The 21,867-nt window shown below is 71.4% G+C and carries 16 protein-coding genes; 10 read left to right on the top strand and 6 right to left on the bottom strand.

Going from position 1 to position 21,867, the window contains the following annotated elements:
• Positions 1 to 42: 42 nt before the first annotated feature.
• Entirely contained in the window at positions 43 to 1,311 is a 1,269-nt protein-coding gene (locus ACWCPM_RS21135; RefSeq protein WP_450977757.1) for an extracellular solute-binding protein, read from the bottom strand.
• Between the two features lie 377 nt (positions 1,312 to 1,688).
• Between ACWCPM_RS21135 and ACWCPM_RS21130 the strand changes: the two genes are divergently transcribed.
• Together ACWCPM_RS21130 and ACWCPM_RS21125 are read left to right on the top strand one after the other, a co-directional pair.
• Positions 1,689 to 2,786: a LacI family DNA-binding transcriptional regulator gene (locus tag ACWCPM_RS21130; RefSeq protein WP_450977756.1), complete on the top strand. Its 1,098-nt coding sequence runs from the start codon at positions 1,689 to 1,691 to the stop codon at positions 2,784 to 2,786.
• A 68-nt stretch (positions 2,787 to 2,854) separates the two neighbouring features.
• Positions 2,855 to 3,709, top strand: a complete 855-nt coding sequence (locus ACWCPM_RS21125) for a phosphatase PAP2 family protein (RefSeq protein WP_450977755.1) — start codon at positions 2,855 to 2,857, stop codon at positions 3,707 to 3,709.
• A gap of 45 nt (positions 3,710 to 3,754) precedes the next feature.
• Here the strand turns inward: ACWCPM_RS21125 and ACWCPM_RS21120 are convergent, their stop codons facing one another.
• On the bottom strand, positions 3,755 to 6,754 hold the full coding sequence (locus tag ACWCPM_RS21120) for a bifunctional [glutamine synthetase] adenylyltransferase/[glutamine synthetase]-adenylyl-L-tyrosine phosphorylase (protein WP_450977754.1): 3,000 nt from the start codon (positions 6,752 to 6,754) through the stop codon (positions 3,755 to 3,757).
• A 56-nt stretch (positions 6,755 to 6,810) separates the two neighbouring features.
• Between ACWCPM_RS21120 and ACWCPM_RS21115 the strand changes: the two genes are divergently transcribed.
• Together ACWCPM_RS21115 and ACWCPM_RS21110 are read left to right on the top strand one after the other, a co-directional pair.
• The gene (locus ACWCPM_RS21115) at positions 6,811 to 7,410 is read left to right on the top strand and encodes a pyridoxamine 5'-phosphate oxidase family protein (RefSeq protein ID WP_450977753.1); all 600 of its coding nucleotides are present in this window, start codon (positions 6,811 to 6,813) and stop codon (positions 7,408 to 7,410) included.
• A complete protein-coding gene (locus tag ACWCPM_RS21110; protein WP_450977752.1) occupies positions 7,410 to 7,859 on the top strand; it encodes a VOC family protein in 450 nt (149 codons plus the stop codon). Before ACWCPM_RS21115 ends, ACWCPM_RS21110 begins: the two co-directional genes overlap by 1 nt.
• 69 nt (positions 7,860 to 7,928) lie before the next feature.
• Here ACWCPM_RS21110 and panB read toward each other — a convergent pair whose 3' ends face one another.
• The gene (gene panB / locus ACWCPM_RS21105) at positions 7,929 to 8,804 is read right to left on the bottom strand and encodes a 3-methyl-2-oxobutanoate hydroxymethyltransferase (protein ID WP_450977751.1); all 876 of its coding nucleotides are present in this window, start codon (positions 8,802 to 8,804) and stop codon (positions 7,929 to 7,931) included.
• A gap of 202 nt (positions 8,805 to 9,006) precedes the next feature.
• Between panB and ACWCPM_RS21100 the strand changes: the two genes are divergently transcribed.
• The 4 genes from ACWCPM_RS21100 to ACWCPM_RS21085 all read left to right on the top strand — a co-directional run bounded on the left by ACWCPM_RS21100 (position 9,007) and on the right by ACWCPM_RS21085 (position 14,046).
• Positions 9,007 to 10,611: an MFS transporter gene (locus ACWCPM_RS21100; protein WP_450977750.1), complete on the top strand. Its 1,605-nt coding sequence runs from the start codon at positions 9,007 to 9,009 to the stop codon at positions 10,609 to 10,611.
• 217 nt (positions 10,612 to 10,828) lie between these two features.
• Positions 10,829 to 11,461, top strand: coding sequence for a TetR/AcrR family transcriptional regulator (locus ACWCPM_RS21095; protein WP_450977749.1), 633 nt, complete (start codon positions 10,829 to 10,831; stop codon positions 11,459 to 11,461).
• Between the two features lie 184 nt (positions 11,462 to 11,645).
• Positions 11,646 to 12,698: an endonuclease/exonuclease/phosphatase family protein gene (locus ACWCPM_RS21090; protein WP_450977748.1), complete on the top strand. Its 1,053-nt coding sequence runs from the start codon at positions 11,646 to 11,648 to the stop codon at positions 12,696 to 12,698.
• Between the two features lie 133 nt (positions 12,699 to 12,831).
• Positions 12,832 to 14,046, top strand: a complete 1,215-nt coding sequence (locus ACWCPM_RS21085; RefSeq protein WP_450977747.1) for an MFS transporter — start codon at positions 12,832 to 12,834, stop codon at positions 14,044 to 14,046.
• A 183-nt stretch (positions 14,047 to 14,229) separates the two neighbouring features.
• On the opposite strand, the gene ACWCPM_RS21080 is transcribed toward ACWCPM_RS21085, so the two are convergent.
• The 3 genes from ACWCPM_RS21080 to ACWCPM_RS21070 form a co-directional block, all read right to left on the bottom strand.
• Positions 14,230 to 15,984, bottom strand: coding sequence for an NAD+ synthase (locus tag ACWCPM_RS21080; protein ID WP_450977746.1), 1,755 nt, complete (start codon positions 15,982 to 15,984; stop codon positions 14,230 to 14,232).
• Between the two features lie 226 nt (positions 15,985 to 16,210).
• Positions 16,211 to 16,837, bottom strand: coding sequence for a DUF305 domain-containing protein (locus ACWCPM_RS21075; RefSeq protein ID WP_450977745.1), 627 nt, complete (start codon positions 16,835 to 16,837; stop codon positions 16,211 to 16,213).
• A 22-nt stretch (positions 16,838 to 16,859) separates the two neighbouring features.
• A complete protein-coding gene (locus tag ACWCPM_RS21070; RefSeq protein ID WP_450977744.1) occupies positions 16,860 to 17,525 on the bottom strand; it encodes a DUF3105 domain-containing protein in 666 nt (221 codons plus the stop codon).
• Positions 17,526 to 17,826: 301 nt separating this feature from the next.
• Between ACWCPM_RS21070 and ACWCPM_RS21065 the strand changes: the two genes are divergently transcribed.
• Positions 17,827 to 19,188 (top strand): glutamine synthetase family protein, encoded by a 1,362-nt coding sequence (locus ACWCPM_RS21065; RefSeq protein WP_450977743.1) that lies wholly within the window; start codon positions 17,827 to 17,829, stop codon positions 19,186 to 19,188.
• A 190-nt stretch (positions 19,189 to 19,378) separates the two neighbouring features.
• On the top strand, positions 19,379 to 21,853 hold the full coding sequence (locus ACWCPM_RS21060) for a SpoIIE family protein phosphatase (protein WP_450977742.1): 2,475 nt from the start codon (positions 19,379 to 19,381) through the stop codon (positions 21,851 to 21,853).
• Positions 21,854 to 21,867 lie beyond the last annotated feature (14 nt).

The raw sequence follows: 21,867 nt of genomic DNA, 5'->3' as shown, positions 1-21,867 counted from the left end.
GTTCCGTCCCCCCGAGGGACGGAACCGGCGGCCACGCGGGGGTCACTTGGCGAAGTCCGGCACCAGCTTGGCGATGGCGGTCTCGGCGTTGCTCAGCCCCTTGTCCAGGGACTCCTTGCCGCCGGCGATCTTCGGCAGCTCGGTGTCGAGCGGGCCCCACAGCGAGCTGTACTCGGGCAGCGCGGGGCGCGGCTGGGCGGCGGCGAGGACGCCCTGGTAGCCGGCGATGCCCGGGTCGGCCTTGACCTCGGCGGTGTAGGCGTCGTCGCGGGTGGGCAGCGTGGAGTTCTTCAGGGCGATGGTCTCCTGGGCCTTCGCCGAGGTCATGAAGTTGACGAACTTCAGCGCGGCCTTCTGGTGGGCCTCGTCGGAGCCGGCGTACACGGAGAGGTTGTGGCCGCCGGTCGGGGCGCCCGCCTCGCCGGAGGAGCCGGCCGGGACGGTGGCGATACCCAGGTTCTCCTTGTCCTTGAACGCGGAGCCCTTGTAGAAGTTCGTGATCTCCCAGGGACCCTGGATGATCGCGGCGACCTTGCCGTTGACGAACGCGTCCTGGATGTGGGCGTAGGCGTCGGCGGTGGTGTCGGCCTTGTGCAGGCCCTTGCCGTCGAAGAGGCCCAGCCAGGTCTCGTAGGCCTTCTGCGCCTCGGGCGAGTTGACCGTGATCTTCTTGGCCTCGGCGTCGACCGTGTCGGTGCCCTCACCGTGGAGGAAGGACTGGGCGTAGTAGGCCGAGGTGGAACCCCAGTAGCCGTCCACGCCGGTCTTCGTCTTGATGGTGGCGGCGGCCTTCTTCAGGTCGTCCCAGGTCTTGGGGGCCTCGACGCCGGCCTCGGCGAAGAGCTCCTTGTTGTAGACCAGCGCGAGCGTGTCGGTGGTGAACGGGACGCCGTAGGTCTTGCCGTCGAACTTGGCCTGCTCGATCAGGCTGGACTGGAACTTGTCCTGCTCGGCGAGGGCGTCGGTGCCGTCCAGCGGCAGGAAGTAGCCCTTCTTGGCGAAGGCGGGCGTCCAGCCGACCTCGGCGCGCAGGATGTCCGGGGCGCCCTTGGAGCCGGCGGCCGTGTCGAACTTGTTCTGCGCCTGGTCGAAGGGCACGTTGACGTACTTGACCTTGATGTCCTTGTTGGCGGCCTCGAACTCCTTGACCAAGGCCTGGTACGTCGGTGCCTCGTTGGTGGCGTTGGAGGTGTCCCACCAGGTGATGGTGACCGGGCCTTCCGCCGAGTCGCCGCTGTCGTCTCCGCCACAGGCCGTCGCCGCCAGGGCGAGGGACGCCACCAGCGCGGTGGCCGCTATGCCACGCCGCATGAGTTCTCCTTGAGGTAAAAGCCCGTGTTACCAGGGATGGTCCCGTCCACCGTCCCTGTCGACTTCGACTGCGCCGTTGCCGCCGCCGGGCGACCGTGAACGTAACAGCGATGCAAGCTTTGCGAAAGACCTTGCAGAAAAAAAGTGCAAGGCATCACTGAAGTTATCCGTGCGTGACCGGTGCTCGACCGGGGTGAGACCGTTGTTCTACGGGGTTGAGCGGGCACGGACCGTGTTGTGCAAGACTCTGCAAGCACTTTCCATCCGTGTCACGAAGGGACGCCATGCCGCAGCAACCGCCAGCGCGCCGGTCAACCGCCCGCACCCGGCGTCCGATTGGTGTGCAAGGCGACATACGGCCGGTACAGTCCGGTGCCGTGACCACACGGCTTGCCGACATCGCCGCCCAGGCGGGGGTCAGCGAAGCGACCGTCAGCCGCGTCCTCAACGGGAAGCCCGGCGTCGCCTCCACCACCCGCCAGTCCGTGCTGGCCGCGCTCGACGTGCTCGGCTACGAGCGGCCGGTGCGGCTGCGACAGCGCAGCGCGGGGCTGGTCGGCCTGATCACCCCGGAGCTGGAGAACCCGATATTCCCGGCCCTGGCGCAGGTCATCGGCCAGGCCCTGACACGGCAGGGCTACACACCGGTGCTGGCGACCCAGACCCCGGGCGGCTCCACCGAGGACGAGCTGACCGAGATGCTGGTCGACCGCGGAGTGGCCGGCATCATCTACGTCTCGGGGCTGCACGCCGACACCACCGCCGACATGCAGCGCTACGAGCAGCTGCGCGCGCAGGGCGTGCCCTTCGTGCTGGTGGACGGCTTCTCCCCGAAGGTGCAGGCGCCCTTCATCTCGCCCGACGACCGTGCGGCGACGACCCTGGCGGTCACCCACCTCGCCTCCCTCGGCCACACCCGGATCGGGCTGGCGCTCGGCCCGAAGCGGTTCGTCCCCGTGCAGCGCAAGATCGAGGGCTTCGTGCGGGCGATGCAGGACCAGTTCGGGCTGGTCCGGGAGACGGTGGAGACGGAGCTCGTCCAGCACTCGCTCTACACCCTGGAGGGCGGTCAGGCCGCCGCCACGGCCCTCATCGCCCGGGACTGCACCGCGGTCGTGTGCGCCAGCGACATGATGGCCCTCGGCGCGATACGCGCGGCCCGCCAGCAGGGCCTGGAGGTACCGAAGGACATCTCGGTCGTGGGCTTCGACGACTCCCCCCTGATCGCCTTCACCGACCCCCCGCTGACCACCGTCCGCAAGCCGGTCCCGGCGATGGGCCAGGCGGCGGTGCGTACGTTGCTGGAGGAGATCGGCGGGACGCCCGCGCCGCACAGCGAGTTCGTGTTCATGCCGGAGCTGGTGGTGCGCGGTTCGACCGCTTCGGCCCCTGGTGACCGGAATCGTCCTCGAGTCGGACAACCCGGCGCCCCGGCTGATACGCGGGGACGAGACGGACGCCTCCCACAGCCGTAGAACGCCCGTGCTGAACCCCACCAGGGGATGATCGGACCGGGGTGGCTTTTCTGGCAGACTCTGTGCCCATGGGTGAGACGACCGTGACGACACCGGAAGGCCGGGAAGAGGCCCTTCCGCACCCCGTCGCGGACGACACGGGGGCGGGTCTCCTGCGCCGGCTGCGGACTCCGCGCCGGCCTCGGCTGTGGTTCGAGATCCTGTTGATCGCGGTGAGTTACTGGACCTACTCCCTGATCCGCAACGCGGTCCCTGAGCAGAAGGCCGCGGCGCTGCGCAACGCGGACTGGATCTGGTGGGCCGAGGGGCGACTGGGCATCGCCGTCGAGCAGTCCGTCAACCATGCCGTGAACTCGGTGACTTGGCTCATCGTGGGCATGAACTACTACTACGCGACACTGCACTTCGTGGTCACCCTGGGTGTCCTCGTGTGGATCTACCGCGGCCATCCCGGGCGCTACGCGGCGACCCGCACGGTGCTGTTCGCGACGACCGGTGTGGCGCTCCTGGGTTACTACCTGTATCCGCTCGCCCCGCCCCGGCTGATGAACGGCGGCCTCTTCGTCGACACGGTCATGGTCCATCAGACCTGGGGGTCGATGGCCTCCGGGGACCTGAAGACCATGTCCAACCAGTACGCCGCGATGCCGTCCATGCACATCGGCTGGTCCCTGTGGTGCGGGCTGACGATCTTCGGGCTGGCGTCCCTGCCGTGGGTGCGGGTGCTGGGCCTGCTCTACCCGACGCTCACCCTCGTCGTCATCGTCGCCACCGCCAACCACTTCTGGCTGGACGCGGTCGGCGGCATACTGTGCCTCGCCTTCGGCTACGGCGTGGCACGCGCCTGGTACGGGAGGCTGCCGCACGCGCTGCCGCGGGTGGCCCCGCAGGGCAGGGCGACGCTGCTGCCGAAACAGGCGTAGCGGCGCGGTCCCGACGCTCCCGCGCCCCGCTGTCCCGCTCCCCCTTCACCCCTCGTAGAACAGCGCGTCCACCACGGCGCGGGCCCGGCGGGCCGTGCGCCGGTAGGCGTCGAGCATGTCGCCCGCGTGGCCCGGTCCGTACCCCAGGTAGCGCCCGACGGCCGCCAGTTCCCGCGCGTGCGACGGGAAGGTGTCCGCTGCTCGGCCGCGCACCAGCATCACCGCGTTGCGGACACGCGTCGCGAGCACCCACGCCTCGTCGAGCGTCCCGGCGTCCACCGCGGAGATCAGCCCCGCCTCACGCGCCGCCCACAGGGCCTCGCGGGTGCGCGTGGTGCGCAGTCCCGGCACCTCGTACCCGTGCCGCAGCTGCATCAGCTGCACCGTCCACTCCACGTCGGACAGCCCGCCCGGCCCGATCTTGGTGTGCAGCTTGGGGTCCGCGCCGCGGGGCAGCCGCTCCGACTCCATACGGGCCTTCAGCCGCCGGATCTCGCGTACGGCCTCGTCGCCCAGCCCGTGCTCCGGGTAGCGCAGCGGAGCGATCAGCTGGACGAAGCGGCGGCCCAAGTCCTCGTCACCGGCGACCGGTTCGGCGCGCAGCAGGGCCTGCGACTCCCAGACCAGGGACCAGCGGCGGTAGTACGCCTCGTACGACTTCAGGGTGCGCACCAGCGGTCCGGTCCTGCCCTCCGGACGCAGGTCGGCGTCGATGAGCAGCGGTGGATCGGCGCTCGGCAGTTGCAGCAGCCGGCGCATCTCGGAGACGACCCGGTTCGCGGCGTCGGACGCCTCCCGTTCGTCGGCGCCCTCCCGGGGCTCGTGCACGAACAGCACGTCCGCGTCGGAGCCGTAGCCCAGCTCGTGCCCGCCGAACCGCCCCATTCCGATCACGCTGAACCGGGTCGGCAGGGTGTCGCCCCAGCCGTCCCGCACGACCGCCCGCAGGGTGCCCGCCAGGGTCGCCGCCGTCAGGTCGGACACGGCCCCGCCGACCAGGTCCACCAACGCGCCCTGGTCGGCGGGGGCGTGATGTGCCTCGGTGCCGTAGGAGCCGACGATGTCCGCGGCCGCCGTACGGAACAGTTCCCTGCGGCGCACGCCACGGGCCGCCGCGACCGCCTGTTCGCCGCCGTCGGCGCGGCCCACCGCCGCGAGGATCTCCTGCTCCAGATGGGCACGGTGGCGGGGCTCCAGTCCGCCGCCGCCGCCGTCGCCGTCGCCGAGCAGGGCCACCGCCTCCGGGGCGCGCATCAGCAGGTCGGGGGCGAGCCGGCCGGCGGACAGCACCCGGGCGAGGTTCTCCGCCGCCGCGCCCTCGTCGCGCAGCAGCCGCAGATACCAGGGCGTCTTGCCCAACGCGTCCGAGACGTTGCGGAAGTTGAGCAGTCCGGCGTCGGGGTCGGCGGAGTCCGCGAACCAGCCGAGGAGGACCGGCAGCAGGGTCCGCTGGATCGCCGCCTTGCGGCTGACGCCGGACGCCAGCGCCTCCAGGTGCCGAAGCGCCGCCGCGGGGTCGGCGTACCCGAGGGCGACAAGCCGCTCACGTGCCGCCTCGGCACTCAACCGGGTCTCGCCCGGGGTGAGTTGGGCGACCGCGTCGAGCAGCGGCCGGTAGAAGAGCTTCTCGTGCAGCCGGCGTACGACGGCGGCGTGCCGCTTCCACTCGCGGTTCAGCTCGGCGACCGGGTCGGCGCGCAGGCCCAGGGAGCGGCCGAGGCGGCGCTGGTCGGCCTCGGCCTCGGGGACGAGATGGGTGCGGCGCAGCCGGGAGAGCTGGATGCGGTGCTCCATGGAGCGCAGGAAGCGGTACGCGTCCTCCAGCTGTGCGGCGTCGGCCCGGCCGACGTACCCGCCCGCGGCCAGCGCGCGCAGGGCCTCGAGGGTCGAGCCGCTGTGCAGCGAGGTGTCCGACCGTCCGTGCACCAGTTGCAGGAGCTGCACGGCGAACTCGACGTCGCGCAGACCGCCCGGACCGAGTTTCAGCTCGCGTTCGACCTCGGCGACCGGGATGTTCTCGATCACCCGGCGCCGCATCCTCTGCACGTCGGCGACGAAGTTCTCGCGCTCGGCGGCCTGCCACACCAGGGGGCCGACGGCGGCGGTGTACTCCTCGCCGAGTGCGAGGTCGCCGGCGACCGGCCGGGCCTTGAGCAGCGCCTGGAACTCCCAGGTCTTGGCCCAGCGCTGGTAGTAGGCGAGATGGCTGCTGAGCGTGCGCACCAGCGGGCCGTTGCGGCCCTCGGGGCGGAGGTTGGCGTCGACGGGCCAGATGGAGCCCTCGACGGTGGTCTCCGAGCAGATCCGCATCATGTGGGAGGCGAGCCGGGTGGCGGCCCGGAGCGCCTTGCCCTCGTCGCCGCCCTCGACCGCCTCCCCGACGAAGATGACGTCCACGTCGGAGACGTAATTGAGCTCGTGCCCGCCGCACTTGCCCATCGCGATCACCGCGAGGCGGCACGTCGCGGCGTCGCCGGGCGCGTCGGAGGCGGCCAGGGCGAGGGCGCGGCGCAAGGTCGCGGTGGCCAGGTCGGCGAGCTCGGCCGCGGTCTCCTCGATGTCGATGGTGCCGCACACGTCGCGGGCGGCGATGGAGAGCAGACAGCGCCGGTAGGCGACGCGCAGCGCGACCGGGTCGGCCGCCTCGGCGAGCCCGCGCTCGAACTCCTCGACGCCACGGTGCAGGTCCCTCGGTTCGTAGGTGACCAGCGCCTGCCAGTCGCCGGAGTGCCGGGCGAGGTGGTCGGCGAGGGCGGAGGAGGCGCCGAGCACCCCGAGGAGCCGGTCGCGCAGCGGCTTGGAGGCCGTGAGGGTGTCGAGCAGTTCACGGCGCGCGGTGGGGTCGGGCTGCGCCTCCAGCAGCCGTGCCACGCCGTCCAGCGCGAGGTCGGGGTCGGCGGTGGCGCCCAGCGCCTCCAGCAGCACCGGATCGTCGCGGACGGCGTCGAGCCCGGCGCCGTCCAGCAGGCGCTCGGCCCCGGCCGGGTCGGTGAAGCCGTGCCGCAGCAGTCGCGTGAAGGTACTGCTTCTGCGCCCCGGCGTCATCCTTCGCCCTCCCGTCGGGATCAACGTGGTACGAGCCGAGCCTAACCGGCCCGCCGGTGACAGGCTCCGATGAGTTCGGCCGCCGTACGGGGCGCGCGCCGTCACCGGCACATCGGCGGCAGGAGGCGGCCGATGACCGGCGCAGACGGCGGACCCGGCTCGACACGCGCTGCAGCGACGCGACGGCCCCCGCGACGCCCTGGCCCGAGGCAGAGGCCCTGTTCAGGGTGGCGGAGCTGTTCCGGATCTCGACGGTACGTCCGGACGGGCGGCCGCACGCGACGCCGCTGCCCGCGGTCCGGTCGGGCGGCGGCGCGCTGCACTTCCGCACCGGGCCCGAGGAGCGCGAGGGCCGCGACCTCGCGGGGAACGCGCAGGCCGTCCCGACGACCGGCACCGGCACCTGGGGCGGGGGCTGCTTCCTGGCGGCCGGGGGCGAGGCCGTCCGCGTGACCGACGAGGGCCGGCTGCGGGAGCCGGCGGCCCGGGAGGCGAGATACGGCGAGTTCTGGCACTTCGAGGTGCGGAACGGCCGCTTCCCCCACAGACCGGGTCACGCTTGTGTCTTCTCGGTGGCGCCGCGTACCGATTTCCGCTTCGGTGAGGGTGAGCCGTTCAGCCAGACGCGTCGGCGATTCGACCTGGAGGAGCACTGATGGACTTCACTCTCGAAGTGATCCCGCTGCCGGTGAGCGACATCGACCGGGCCCGCGACTTCTACCGTGACAAGGTCGGCTTCCACGTCGACATCGACCAGGAGGTCATGCCGGGCATGCGGATCGTCCAGCTGACTCCCCCCGGCTCCGGCTGCTCGATCGCCCTCGGCGACAGCATCTGGGACGTGACCCAGGGTCAGACGAAGCCCGAGCCCGGTTCCTACCAGGGTCTGCAGCTCTGTGTCGCCGACATCAAGGCGGCCCGCGCGGAACTGGTCGAGCGGGGCCTGGAGGTCTCCGAGCCCGTGCAGTACACCCCCGACGACGGCGCCACGTTCATGTACTTCAAGGACCCCGACGGCAACGGCTGGTCCGTCCAGGAGTACCGCGTGCGCGCGACGGCCCCGCTGCACCAGTTCCTCCGGGACCAGGCGGCCGGTCAGGGCTGACGCGGCGCCGGAAGGAAGGCAGCCCGCCGACGGGGGACGATCGGCGGGCTGCCGTGGTACGGCGGTGGCTCAGTGGACGGAGTGATCCTCCTGCGGGAACGCGCCGCCGACGACGTCCTCGGCGAACGCCTTCGCCGCGTTGCCCATCACCTCACGCAGGTTCGCGTACTGCTTCACGAACTTGGGCACCCGCCCGGCGGTCAGCCCGAGCATGTCGGTCCACACCAGCACCTGCGCGTCGGTCTCCGCGCCCGCGCCGATGCCGACCGTCGGGATCTGCAGCGTGCGCGTCACCTCGGCGGCCAGCTCGGCCGGCACCAGTTCCAGCACGACCGCGAACGCCCCCGCGTCCTGCACGGCCTTGGCGTCCCGCAGCAACTGCTGCGCGGCCTCCTCGCCGCGCCCCTGCACCCGGTAGCCCATGGCGTTGACGGACTGCGGGGTGAGGCCGATGTGGGCCATGACCGGGATGCCGGAGTCGACCAGCAGCCGGATCTGCTCGTGCGACCGCTCACCGCCCTCCAGCTTCACGGCCTGCACACCGGCCTCCTTCACCAGCCGGGTGGCCGTGCGCAGCGCCTGCACCGGCCCCTCCTGGTAGGACCCGAAGGGCAGGTCACCGACGATCAGTGAGCGCGTGGTGCCCCGTACGACCGCGGCGGAGAGCATGGTCATCTCGTCGAGGGTGACGGGCACGGTGGTCTCGTACCCGAGGTGGCAGTTGCCCGCCGAGTCGCCGACGAGGATGACCGGGATGCCGGCCTCGTCGAAGACGGACGCGGTCATCGCGTCGTAGGCGGTGAGCATGGGCCACTTCTCGCCGCGCTCCTTGGCGAGGGCGATGTCACGCACGGTGATGCGGCGGGTGCCCTTGCCCCCGTACAGCGCCTTGCTGCCGTCGGAGGGTTTCTGCGGTGCAGTCTGGGCAGCCGGAAGCTGCGTCATTGCAACGGCTCCTTACGTCATCTCGAGGCGCCCTGACGGCGTCCCCGGACCGGTTCCATCGTGGCACCTCGTGCCAGGGACGGCTAGGGGGCCCTCGTCACACGTGGGGCGCGCACGCGCGCACGTAAGGATCGCACCAGGGACGGGCAAAGACTTTTCGATACGGTACCGTCTCGTATCGTAATTTCCTACGCTCGTGAACATGACGACTCCCGCCGTTCCCGGCACCCGTGTCCCGGAAGCGGTGCACCGGCGCCGCTGGGCCATACTCGGCGTGCTCATGCTGAGCCTGCTGATCGTGGTCCTGGACAACTCGATCCTGAACGTCGCCGTCAAGACGATCTCGACGCCCGCGCCGACCGGGCTGGGCGCCACCCAGAGCGAGCTGGAATGGGCGATCAACGCCTACACCCTGGTCTTCGCGGGCCTGCTGTTCAGCGCGGGACTGCTCGGAGACCGGCTCGGCCGCAAGAAGATCCTGCTCGGCGGGCTCGTGGTGTTCGGCATCGGCTCGGCGCTCGCCGCCTTCTCCGGCTCACCGGCGGAACTCGTGACCTTCCGCGCGGTGATGGGCTTCGGCGCGGCCTTCGTCATGCCGGCCACGCTCGCCGTCCTGATGAACGTCTTCGAGCGGGACGAGCAGCCCAAGGCCATCGGCATCTGGGCTGGCGGCGTCGGCCTCGCGATAGCGATCGGCCCGATCACCGGCGGCATCCTCCTCGACCGGTTCTGGTGGGGCTCGGTCTTCCTGGTCAACGTGCCGATCGTGATCCTGGCCGTCGCCCTGATGCTGTGGCTCGTCCCCGACTCCCGGGACCCCGCCCCCGGCCGGATCGACCCCGTCGGCGTGGTCCTGTCCGTCGCCGGCCTGGTCCTGCTGGTCTACGGCATCATCAAGGGCGGGCAGCTCGCGGACTTCACGGATCCCTTGGTGCTGGCGGCCATCGGGGCGGGGCTCGCCGTCCTGACCGCGTTCGTCCTCTTCGAGAAGCGGAGCGACCACCCCTCCATCGACATCGGCCACTTCCGGAACAAGGTGTTCTCGGCCGCGATCGGCGTCATCGCGCTGGTCTTCTTCGCGTTGATGGGCGTGACGTTCTTCGCCGTCTTCTACACCCAGAGCGTGCGCGGCTACTCGCCGCTGGAGACCGGCCTGCTGATGCTGCCCCTGGCCGCCGCCCAGATGATCTTCGCCCCGCGCGCCCGGCTGGCCGTCGACCGCTTCGGCAACAGGGCGACGACCACCGCAGGCATGCTGATCATCGCGGCGACGCTCGGCGCGTTCGCGACGCTGGACGAGAACACGCCGATCTGGGTGCTGGAGGTCGTCTTCTTCCTCATGGGCACCGGCATGGCGCACATCATGACCCCGACGAGTGTCGTCATCATGCAGGCCCTGCCCCGCGAGAAGGCCGGCTCCGCCTCCGCCCTGAGCAACACCTTCCGCCAGGTCGGCGGCGCCCTCGGCATCGCGGTGCTCGGCTCGGTCCTCTCCACGGCCTACCGCACCTCGATCGACGGGCACCTGGCCGCCCTCCCCGCCTCGGCGCGCCACACGGCCGGCGAGTCGATCGAGGCGACCCTGGCCGCAGCCTCCCGCCTGGGCCCGGAGGGCGCCTCCCTGGTGGCCCCGGCCCACCAGGCCTTCCTGGACGCCATGCATGTCACGGCCTGGTGCGGGGCGGGGGTGGCGCTGGTGGGCGCGGCGGTGGTGGCCGCGTTCCTGCCGGGCAGAACCCCCGGCGCCCCGAAGGACGCGCCCCGCGTTCCGCAGGAGGCGCACGCGGGGGCGGACGGCGCGGGATGAGCCCGGCGCGGGCGGGCTGCCGCACGGGCGTCCGCGGCCACGCCCCGCGGACAGCGTTCCCGCGGGCAGCGTTCCCGCGGGGGCCCGTGCGGCTTCGTCGCGAAGAGCGGCGCACCCGCCCGCGCCGCGCCACGGCACCGGCGGTGTCGCCGTACGGCGGCGGCCGGCGCCGCGGGGCTGGGACAATCAGCGCAACGCACGGAAAGGACGCAACCCGGTGAACTCCCTCGCCGCCGGCCACCCCTCGCCCGCGGCCCCCGTCAGGGGCCGTCCCCGCAGCGAGGCAGTGGAACGCGCCATCATCGAAGGCACGATGAGACTCCTGGAGGACGGCGTCCCGCTCGCCGAACTCTCCATCGAGCGCATCGCCCGTACCGCCGGCGTCGGCAAGGCGACCATCTACCGGCGCTGGAGCGGCAAGGAGGAACTCCTCGTCGACGTCGTCCGCGCCGCCGAGCCCGCCGACCCCGAACTCCCCGGCACCTCCCTGCGCGACGACCTCGTCGTGCTCCTCGAAGCCCTGCGGCGGCGCGGTCTGGCCAACCGCACCTCGGCGATCCTGCACAGCGCGTACGCGCAGATGAAGACCAGCCCCCGGATCTGGGCCGCGTACCACAACGCCGTCATCGCACCGCGCCGCCGGCTCGGCCTGGAGGTCCTCCGGCGCGGACAGCGGGACGGTGAACTCCGCGCCGATATCGACGTGGAACTCGCCCACGACATCGTCGTCGGTCCCATGCTCGTGCGCTCCTTGCTGCACCCCGACGCCGAACTGCCCGAAGGCCTCCCGGAACAGCTCGTCGACACCCTGCTCGAAGGACTACGGCCCGTCAGCTCACGCACCGCCTAACCCGAATGTGCGCGTTTCGTCACAGAAGCCACGCACGGCCCTCGAAAACGGAACCCCGGGCGCGGACTTGTTCGTCCTAAGTCCCCGTACGGCCGTCATGTGACGGCAGGATCGGAGCCGGACATCCCCTAGGGTCTTGTGCACGGGGGACGACGGTGTGCACGGCAGGTAGCGAGGCGACGGTATGGCGCAGCAGGCGTACGTGACGGAGACGGCGGACGGCGACTCGGAGCCCCAGCGACGCGGAACTCGGCTTCGGCGCGTGGCGGTCCGTGTGACCGGCGGCCGGCGTGGCGACCCCGGCATCTGGCGGCGCGGTCTCGTCGTGGCCGTGCTCGCCGTGCTGCTCGCCGGTGTGATGGTGGGCCACGCGTACATCCCGAACAGCGTGGGCAACCTCGGCAGTCTCACGGAGACGTTCCTGCCCTGGATCGGCGTGCTCGTCCCGGTACTGCTCCTGCCGGCGCTGCTGCGCAGGTCGGTCGTCGCGCTGATCGCGGTGCTGGTCCCGGCGATCGTCTGGCTCAACCTCTTCGGCGGGCTGCTGACCGACAAGGCCGGCGGCGGCGGCGAACTGACCGTCGCCACCCACAACGTCAACGCCGAGAACGCCGATCCCCCCGGCACCGCCCGCGAGGTGGCCGCGTCCGGCGCGGACGTGGTGGCGCTGGAGGAGCTGACCGCGTCGGCCGTACCGGTGTACGAGGCGGCCATGGCCTCGACGTACCGCTACCACTCGGTGCAGGGCACGGTCGGGCTGTGGAGCAAGTATCCGCTGAGCAACGTCCGCCCCGTCGACATCAAGCTCGGCTGGATCCGCGCCATGCGCGCCACGGTGTCCGCGCCCGGCGGGTACCTCGCCGTCTACGTCGCCCACCTGCCCTCGGTGCGGGTCAAGCTGGAGGCCGGGTTCACGGCCCGGCAGCGCGACACCAGCGCCGACGCGCTCGGCGAGGCCATCTCCGACGAGAAGCAGAGCCGGGTCGTGCTGCTCGGCGACCTGAACGGCACCATGAACGATCGCGCCCTCAACGCCGTGACCGCCCAGATGCGCTCCACGCAGGGCGCGGCGGGCAGCGGCTTCGGCTTCAGCTGGCCGGCGTCGTTCCCGATGGCCCGGATCGACCAGATCATGGTCAAGGGCGTCGAGCCGATGAGCTCGTGGACGCTGCCGCAGACCGGCAGCGACCATCTGCCGATCGCCGCGCGGGTGAAGCTGGGCGAGTCCTCCGACTGAGCGATGTGGGCGGACTCACGCCGTGGGCGGGGTGCCCGCAACCCGGACTTAACCTGCTGGAATACTCGGCCTGACAGTCTTTGTTCCGACGATGAACATACGACGTCCGGAACTCCGCTCTGAAAGGCCCTCCATGCCCCTGGCCCTGCTCGCCCTCGCCGTGGGCGCCTTCGGCATAGGTACGACCGAGTTCGTGATGATGGGGCTCCTGCCCGAGGTCGCGGACGACCTGAACATCTCGATCCCCTCCGCCGGCCATCTGGTCTCCGCGTACGCGCTGGGCGTCGTCATCGGCGCTCCGCTGCTCGCCGCGGTCACCGCCCGGATGTCCCGGCGCACCGTCCTGATCGGCCTGATGGTCCTGTTCGTCGTGGGCAACACCCTGTCGGCGTTCGCCCCGGACCACCACTGGCTGCTCGCCGCCCGCTTCCTCAGCGGGCTGCCGCACGGCGCCTTCTTCGGCGTCGGCGCCGTCGTCGCGGCCGGCATGGTCGCGCCCGAGCGCAAGGCCCGCTCCGTCTCCCTGATGTTCCTCGGCCTGACGGTCGCCAACGTCGCGGGCGTCCCGGTCGCCACGCTCGTGGGGCAGCACCTCGGCTGGCGGGCGACCTTCCTCGGCGTCGGCGTGATCGGCCTGGCGGCGATCGCCTCCCTGGCGCTGCTGATCCCGCACGACCACACGCACGCCTCCACCGGCGGTCTGCGCGGTGAGCTGGCCGCGCTGAGGTCGGTACCGGTGTGGCTGGCGCTCGGCACCACGGTCGCCGGCTTCGGCGCGCTCTTCGCCGCGTTCAGCTACATCACGCCGATGCTCACCGACGCCGCCGGGTACGCCGACACCAGCGTGACGCTGCTGCTGGCGCTGTTCGGCGTGGGGGCGACGATCGGCAACCTGCTGGGCGGCCGGCTCGCCGACCAGGCCATGCGGGCCACCCTCTTCGGCGGCCTGACCTCGCTGGTCGTGGTGCTGGCCGCCTTCCCGGCGCTGATGTCGGACCGGTGGAGCGCCGCACTGGCCGTGGTCCTGCTCGGTACGGCGGCCTTCGTCACCGGCTCGCCGCTGCAGCTGATGGTCATGGAGAAGGCGTCGGCAGCCCCGTCGCTGGCCTCCTCCGCCAACCAGGCGGCCTTCAACCTGGCCAACGCCGGCGGCGCCTGGATCGGCGGCCTCGCCCTGGCCGCGGGCTTCGGCACGACGTCCCCGGCGACGGCGGGCGCGGCGCTCGCGGTGCTGGGCCTCGTGGTGGCGGCGACGGCGTACGCGGTGGACCGCCGGGGCACGGCCCCGAGCCACGAACGCCTGGTCGCCTCCCACGTCCCCGAACCGACAGAGGCCCTGCGCCGCTGAACACCAGTGGGGTCCGGGGCCCGGTCTGGTGCGCGGCGTCCCTCTACGGCTTACGGCCCCTGGAACGCCCCAGGGGCGCGGGGAACTGCGCGACCAGCCACGACCCACCCGCACCCGGCCACGCACCGCACCCCACCCGACCCCACCCGACCCCGCAGCCCCCGCAGCCCCCGCAGCGCAGCGCTACGCCGTCTCGCGCCACCCGTTCGTGATCGGCAGCCGCCGGTCCTTCCCGAAGCCCTTCGGCGAGATCTTCGTCCCCGGCGGGTACTGCCGCCGCTTGTACTCGGCCGTGTCCACCATCCGCAGCGTCTTCGTCACCAGCTCCGGGTCGAACCCTGCCGCCACGATGACGTCGGCCCCCTCGTCCCGGTCCACGTAACGCTCCAGGATGGCGTCCAGGACGGGATAGTCGGGCAGGGAGTCGGTGTCGACCTGCCCCGGCCGCAGCTCCGCGCTCGGCGGCTTGCTGATGGAGTTCTCCGGGATCGGCGGCGTCTCGCCCCGCTCCTCGGCCGCCCGGTTGCGCCACCGGGCGAGCCGGAAGATCGACGTCTTGTACACGTCCTTGATCGGTCCGTACGCGCCCACCGAGTCGCCGTACAGCGTCGAGTACCCCACCGCCAGCTCCGACTTGTTGCCGGGCGCCAGCACGATGTGACCCTCCTGGTTGGAGAGGGCCATCAGCAGCGTGCCGCGCAGCCGGGACTGGAGGTTCTCCTCCGCCAGGCCGGTGAGGCCCAGCGACCCCATGTACGCGTCGAACATCGGCTCGATCGCGACGGTACGGAAGTTCAGCCCCGTACGCCGCGCCAGCTCCGCCGCGTCCCCCTTGGAGTGGTCGGAGGAGTACTTCGACGGCATGGACACGCCGTACACGTTCTCCGCGCCCACCGCGTCGCAGGCGATCGCCGCCACGAGGGCGGAGTCGATGCCGCCGGACAGCCCGATGAGCACCGACCGGAAGCCGTTCTTGCGCACATACGCCCGCAGGCCCGTGACCAGCGCCGAGTACACCTCCGCGTCGTCGTCCAGGCGCTCGGCGTACCCACCCGTGTGCTCCGGCTCGTACGCCGGGAGCGGCTCCTCGGACAGCACGAGCCGCTCGATGCGCAGCCCGTCGTCCACCACACCGGCCGGGGCTTCGGGATCGGCGGCCGGCAGGTCGAGGTCCAGGATCAGGCACTCCTCCGCGAACTGCGGACCCCGCGCCACGACCTCGCCGTCCCGGTCGACCACGATCGAGTCGCCGTCGAACACCAGCTCGTCCTGCCCACCGATCATGGCGAGGTAGGCGGTGGTGCAGCCGGCCTCCTGGGCGCGCTTGCGGACCAGTTCCAGCCGGGTGTCGTCCTTGTCGCGCTCGTAGGGCGAGGCGTTGACGGACAGCAGCAGTCCGGCGCGCGCCGAACGCGCCGCCGGCACCCGGCCGCCGTCCTGCCAGAGGTCCTCGCAGATGGCGAGGGCCACGTCGACGCCGTGCACCCGCACGACCGGCATGGTGTCACCGGGCACGAAGTAGCGGAACTCGTCGAAGACGCCGTAGTTCGGCAGGTGGTGCTTGGCGAACGTGAGCGCCACCTCGCCGCCGTACAGCACCGCCGCCGCGTTCTGCGGGGCACCGGCCGGCTGGCCGAACCTCGGCTGCGCGCGCTCGCTGCGGTCGAGGTAGCCGACGACCACGGGGAGTTCCCCGAGGCCCTCCTGGGCCAGGCGGGCCGCGAGCGAGCGCAGTGCCGTGCGGGAGGCCTCGACGAAGGACGAGCGCAGGGCCAGGTCCTCGACGGGATACCCGGTCAGCACCATCTCCGGGAACGCCACGAGGTGCGCTCCGCGCTCGGCGCAGTGCCGGGTCCGGTCGAGGATCGTCTCGGAGTTCCCGGCGATGTCGCCGACGCGCGAGTCGATCTGGTTCAGGGCGAGACGTAGTTGAGGCACGGGACCAGTGTAATCGTCAGAGCGACGCGATGGGGGGTCACGGGGTGTGGGCCGCCCCACGCGCCACCACCCCACCCGGCCGGAAACCGGCGGGACGCACGTGAGACCGGTCCAGCCGCTGCCTGACGAACCCACGCGACACCAGTCCGCCCGCAGCCCGACGGAACCCACGAACGACACCACCGAGTCCCGGTCCCGGCCGTGTGCGGCCCGACGCGGCGCCGTACTACCGCCTGGCCGCCGCGCCCCGCTCCTCGAGCATGTCCGCCATCAGCCCGATCTCCGACTGCTGCCCCTCGACCATCCCCTGCGCGAGACGCTTCTCCACCTCCACCGAGCACTTGTCCGCACAGCCCTCGGCCATGTGGATGCCGCCCTTGTGATGGTCCGTCATGAGCTGGAGGTAGAAGACCTCGGCCTGCCTGCCGTTCAGGGTGCCGAGCCGCTCCATCTCGGTGTCGGTCGCCATCCCCGGCATCAGCGCGCCGTCCTCGCCGGAGGCCATGCCGCCCATGCCCATCCAGTCCATCGGCTCCGGCGACACCTTCGGCAGCTCCCACAGGTCCAGCCAGCCCAGCAGCATGCCGCGCTGGTTGGCCTGCGTCTGCGCGATGTCGTACGCCAGCCGCCGCACCTCCACGTCCTCGGTGCGGTCCCGCACGATGTACGACATCTCCACGGCCTGCTGGTGGTGCACCGCCATGTCACGCGCGAAGCCGGCGTCCGCGGAGTCGGCGGCGGGCGGGCCCGACTCGGACCCGCCGTCCTGGGCGACCGCGTACGTGATCCCGCCGACCCCGGCGAGCAGCGCCGCCGCGGCCCCCGCGATCCATCCGGCCTGCGCGCGCCTCACGGTTCCCGCCTCACTGCCGCCGTCACTTCGCCAGTCCGCCGGTGCAGGCGGCGCCCGGCTCGGGGGTCTGCTTGCCCTGGACGTAGGTCTGGAGGAACTTGTCGACGGCCGCGTCGTCCGCGCCGGTCACCGCGCGCTGGTGGCCCCACGCCGACAGCATGATCGGCGACTTCTGGTCCTCGACCGGGCTCATCAGCGTGTACGGCGTCTTCTTCACCTTCGCCGCCAGCGCGTCCACGTCGGCCTTGCCGGCCTTGCTCGTGTACGTCACCCAGACCGCGCCGTGCTCCAGCGAGTGCACGGCGTTCTCGTCGGGGATCTCGTCGGTGTAGACGTCGCCGTTGCAGTTCATCCACACCTGGTTGTGGTCACCGCCGACCGGGGGCTTCATCGGGTAGCTGACGCTCTTGGCGACGTGGTTCTGGGTCAGCTTGCCCTTCCACGTCCGCACACCGTCCGCGCCGGCGACGAACTTGCCGGAGTTCTTGGAGTCACCGGCGGCGGCATCGGAGTCGTCCGACTGCGACTGGAGCAGTACCACGCCGCCGACGACGAGACCGGCGACGACGACCACACTGGCCGTGATGGTCAGGATCCGGCTGCGACGCTCGCGAGCACGCTCCGCGCGCCGCATCTCCTCTATGCGTGCCTTGCGCGACGCATCGGTCTTGTTCTTGGCGGAACCCATGGGGCTGGCCCTTCTGGGAAGCGGAGGACGGACGGGTGCGCTGATCGTAGTGGGCGGGGCCGACGATGCCGTAGGGAGGGCACGGAAATGGCCGGGCATTACGGATGCCGGGCCGAGCAGGCAAGATGGGCTCAAGAGCCGTACACCCGCCGTACCGGCGGCGTTCAGGGCGGGATCGGCCGGGCGATCAAGGTGCGCAACGCGCATGAAACGGTGTTGTGGTGGGATGCTCAGATGCCCGACCGTCCCGTGCGCGGGCGGGTGACGGACCGCCTGACCAGCAAGGATGGGGAATCGGAAGATGGACAAGCAGCAGGAGTTCGTGCTCCGGACCTTGGAGGAGCGCGACATCCGGTTCGTACGCCTGTGGTTCACGGACGTGCTGGGCTTCCTGAAGTCCGTGGCCGTGGCCCCGGCCGAGCTGGAGCAGGCCTTCGACGAGGGCATCGGCTTCGACGGCTCCGCGATCGAGGGTTTCGCCCGCGTCTACGAGTCCGACATGATCGCCAAGCCCGACCCCTCGACGTTCCAGATCCTGCCGTGGCGCGCGGAGGCGCCCGGCACGGCCCGCATGTTCTGCGACATCCTCATGCCGGACGGCTCCCCCTCCTTCGCCGACCCGCGCTATGTCCTCAAGCGCGCCCTGGCCCGCACCTCCGACCTGGGCTTCACCTTCTACACCCACCCGGAGATCGAGTTCTTCCTGCTGAAGCACAAGCCGGTCGACGGCTCGGTGCCCACCCCGGCGGACAACTCCGGCTACTTCGACCACACCCCGACCAACGTCGGTATGGACTTCCGCCGGCAGGCGATCACCATGCTGGAGTCGATGGGGATCTCGGTCGAGTTCTCCCACCACGAGGGCGGCCCCGGCCAGCAGGAGATCGACCTCCGGTACGCCGACGCGCTGTCCACCGCGGACAACGTCATGACCTTCCGCCTGGTCATGAAGCAGGTGGCGCTGGAGCAGAACCTCCAGGCGACCTTCATGCCGAAGCCGTTCTCCGAGCACCCCGGCTCGGGGATGCACACCCACCTGTCGCTGTTCGAGGGTGACCGGAACGCGTTCTACGAGTCGGGCGCCGAGTTCCAACTGTCGAAGGTCGGCCGGTCGTTCATCGCCGGGCTGCTGCGGCACGCGGGCGAGATCTCCGCGGTCACCAACCAGTGGGTGAACTCGTACAAGCGCATCTGGGGCGGCTCGGAGCGGACCGCGGGCGCGGGCGGCGAGGCGCCGTCGTACATCTGCTGGGGGCACAACAACCGCTCCGCTCTGGTGCGCGTCCCGATGTACAAGCCGGGCAAGACGGGTTCGGCGCGGGTCGAGGTCCGCTCGCTGGACTCCGGCGCGAATCCCTATCTCTCCTACGCCGTGCTGCTCGCCGCCGGTCTGAAGGGCATCGAGGAGGGTTACGAGCTGCCGCCGGGCGCGGAGGACGACGTCTGGGCGCTCTCGGACGCGGAGCGCCGCGCCATGGGCATCGAGCCGCTTCCCCAGAACCTGGGCGAGGCGCTGTCCCTGATGGAACGCAGCGACCTGGTCGCCGAGACCCTCGGCGAGCACGTGTTCGACTTCTTCCTCCGCAACAAGCGCGCCGAGTGGCACGAGTACCGCTCCGAGGTCACCGCGTTCGAGCTGCGCAAGAGCCTGCCGGTGCTGTAGGCCCGGCCCGGAGCGGGGCACCCGCCCGGTTGGCCGCCCATCCGCGCGAAGGGGGCCGACGGTCTTTGACCGTCGGCCCCCTTTGCGTCGTTTGTCACAGATCGAAGAACCATCCGGTCGATGTCAGGTAAGGGGAGGGTTTCAGAGATATTTCACAGTTCATCCTTTTCCAGTCGTCGGAGGTCACCCGATGCGCAAGGCCACCACCACCAGCGACCGAGTGACACTCGGTAGGCAGATACACGCGTCCCTCATATCCGACACCGCCTTCGCGCTGCTCGACGAGCGGGGGACCGTGGTGGCGTGGACCCAGGCCGCCGAACAGCTCGTCGGGTACTCCTCCCGGGAGACCGTGGACCGGTCCGCCGCGCTCTTCCTGCCCTCCTTCGGCACGGCGGGGACGATGTCGGCCTTCGTGAACCGCCGCCGTGCCCAAAACGGCTGGCCGGGCGCTTCGGCGGTGCGCCACCGGGACGGGCGCGTGCTCGACGTCGGCCTGCGGATCTCGTCGGTGCGCGGGCAGGGCGGAGCGGCGCGGTGGCTCGCGACCACGACCGAGTTCGGCGTGGCGTCCGAGGACGCGACGGACGCGTCGGTGCGGGGCTCGATCCTCGACCGCACGCCGATCGGCGTCGTCATCCGTGACCTGGACCTGCGGTGCGCCTGGGTGAACGACACGAAGGAGAGCCACGACGACATCTCCAACGACCGGCGCCTCGGACACCGGATCACCGACGTGTGGCACGGGGTCGACGCCGAAGCCGCCGAGGCGGTGATGCGGCAGGTGCTGAAGAGCGGCAGCACCACGGTCCACGAGTACCGGACGTGGCTGCCGACGGATACGGATGAGAAGCGCGCGTACGCCAACTCGTTCTCCTGCCTCCAGGGCGCCGACGGCCGGGCGCTGGGCGTGTGCTCCCTGAGCGTGGACCTCACCGAGATCCGGCGGGAGCGCGAGCGCCTGGCCGTCCTCGACGAGGCGGGCACGCGTCTGGGCAGGACCCTGGACATGATGCAGATCGGTCAGGAACTGGCCGATCTCGCCGTGCCTCTGCTGGCCGACTTCGTCACCGTGGACCTGGAGCAGTCGGTCCAGGTCGGCGAGGGGCCCCCGATCCGCGTCGGCTTGCTCGGCGAGCGCTTCCCCGTTCTCCGGCGGGTCGGTCTGGCCTCGGTCCGCCAGGGCGCTCCGGAAGCCGTATGGGTGCACGGTGCGAAGGTCCACCTGCCGCCGGGCTCGCCCTACACCGAGGTCCTGCGCACGGGCAGGTCGCAGATGGAGCCGGTCCTGAGCACCGAGCCGGGCACCTGGATCGACCGGGACCCGGTGCGGGCGCGGAAGATCGAGGAGTCCGGCATGCACTCCATGATGGTCGTGCCCCTCCGCACGCGGCGGGTCCTTCTGGGCCTGGTGCTGTTCGTCCGCACGGAGAACGCCGCACCGTTCCATGAGGACGATCTGCTCCTGGCCGAGGAGCTCCTCAGCCGCGCCGCGGTGTCGCTCGACACGGCCCGCCGGTACTGCCGCGAGCAGACCACGGCCCTCGCGCTCCAGCGCATCCTGCTCCCGCACCGTCTGCGGGGCGGCGCGGCGGTCGAGGCCGCCTCGCACTACCTGCCCGCCGACATGGACAGGGGCGTCGGGGGCGACTGGTTCGACGTGATCCCGCTGTCCGGCGCGCGGGTGGCCCTCGTGGTCGGCGACGTGGTCGGACACGGCCTCGACGCCGCCGCGACCATGGCCAGGTTCCGCACCGCCGTCCACACGCTCACCGACATCGATCTGCCCCCCGAGGAAGTGCTATCCCGCCTCGACGACACGGTCCAGCGGCTGGGGGAGGCGGACGCCTTCGCCCCGGAGCAGAACCTCGCGGTGCTGGGCACCTGTCTGTACGCCGTCTACGACCCGGCCACCCGCCGCTGCACCATGGCGACGGCCGGGCACCCGCCTCCCGCGATCATCGACGCGCGGGGACGGGTCGAGTTCCCCGACCTTCCCACCGGCGCCCCCCTGGGCATCGGCGGAGTCCCCTTCGAGTCCACGGAGCTGGAACTGCCCGAGGGCACGCTCCTCGCCCTCTACACCGACGGCATGATCGAGACCCGCGACCAGGACATCGAGCAGGGCATGGATCGCCTGGGGGCCGCCCTCGCCCGGCCGGAGCTGTCCCTGGAGGAGCTCTGCACCCGCGCGATGGCACCGGTCGAGGCCCGGGAAGCCCTCGACGACGCCAGTCTGCTCCTGGTCCGCACCCGCTCGCTCAGCCCGGCCCACGTCACCTCCTGGAGCCTGCCCAGCGAGGACACCGCCGCCTGCCAGGCCCGGAACCTGACCGCCGAGCAGCTGGCCGCATGGGGCCTGGAGGGACTCGTGGACGCCCTGAAGCTGATCGTCAGCGAGCTGGTCACCAACGCGGTCCGGCACGGCACCGGCTCGATCAGCCTGCGCCTGGTCCGGCACAAGGTCCTGACCGTCGAAGTGACCGACGCCGACGCCTCCTCCCCGCGTCCGCGCAACGCGCGCACCGGCGACGAGCACGGCCGCGGCCTCGCCATGGTCGCCCAGCTGTCCCGCAGATGGGGCAGCCGCCCGACGCACGACGGCAAGGTCGTCTGGGCCGAGGTGGACCTCGCCCACACCCAGGAGACGCGTCGAGCCGCCTGACGACGGCGGGGCGG

Source organism: Streptomyces sp. NPDC002309 (assembly GCF_053593375.1).
This window is presented reverse-complemented; position numbering and strand designations above follow the sequence as displayed.

Coding starts and splice junctions, on each gene's coding strand:
- ACWCPM_RS21065 (WP_450977743.1), top strand. CDS start 17,827: ATGGACAAGCAGCAGGAGTTCGTGCTCCGGACCTTGGAGGAGCGCGAC.
- ACWCPM_RS21125 (WP_450977755.1), top strand. CDS start 2,855: ATGGGTGAGACGACCGTGACGACACCGGAAGGCCGGGAAGAGGCCCTT.
- ACWCPM_RS21100 (WP_450977750.1), top strand. CDS start 9,007: ATGACGACTCCCGCCGTTCCCGGCACCCGTGTCCCGGAAGCGGTGCAC.
- ACWCPM_RS21085 (WP_450977747.1), top strand. CDS start 12,832: ATGCCCCTGGCCCTGCTCGCCCTCGCCGTGGGCGCCTTCGGCATAGGT.
- ACWCPM_RS21135 (WP_450977757.1), bottom strand. CDS start 1,311: ATGCGGCGTGGCATAGCGGCCACCGCGCTGGTGGCGTCCCTCGCCCTG.
- panB (WP_450977751.1), bottom strand. CDS start 8,804: ATGACGCAGCTTCCGGCTGCCCAGACTGCACCGCAGAAACCCTCCGAC.
- ACWCPM_RS21070 (WP_450977744.1), bottom strand. CDS start 17,525: ATGGGTTCCGCCAAGAACAAGACCGATGCGTCGCGCAAGGCACGCATA.
- ACWCPM_RS21120 (WP_450977754.1), bottom strand. CDS start 6,754: ATGACGCCGGGGCGCAGAAGCAGTACCTTCACGCGACTGCTGCGGCAC.
- ACWCPM_RS21110 (WP_450977752.1), top strand. CDS start 7,410: ATGGACTTCACTCTCGAAGTGATCCCGCTGCCGGTGAGCGACATCGAC.
- ACWCPM_RS21060 (WP_450977742.1), top strand. CDS start 19,379: ATGCGCAAGGCCACCACCACCAGCGACCGAGTGACACTCGGTAGGCAG.
- ACWCPM_RS21090 (WP_450977748.1), top strand. CDS start 11,646: ATGGCGCAGCAGGCGTACGTGACGGAGACGGCGGACGGCGACTCGGAG.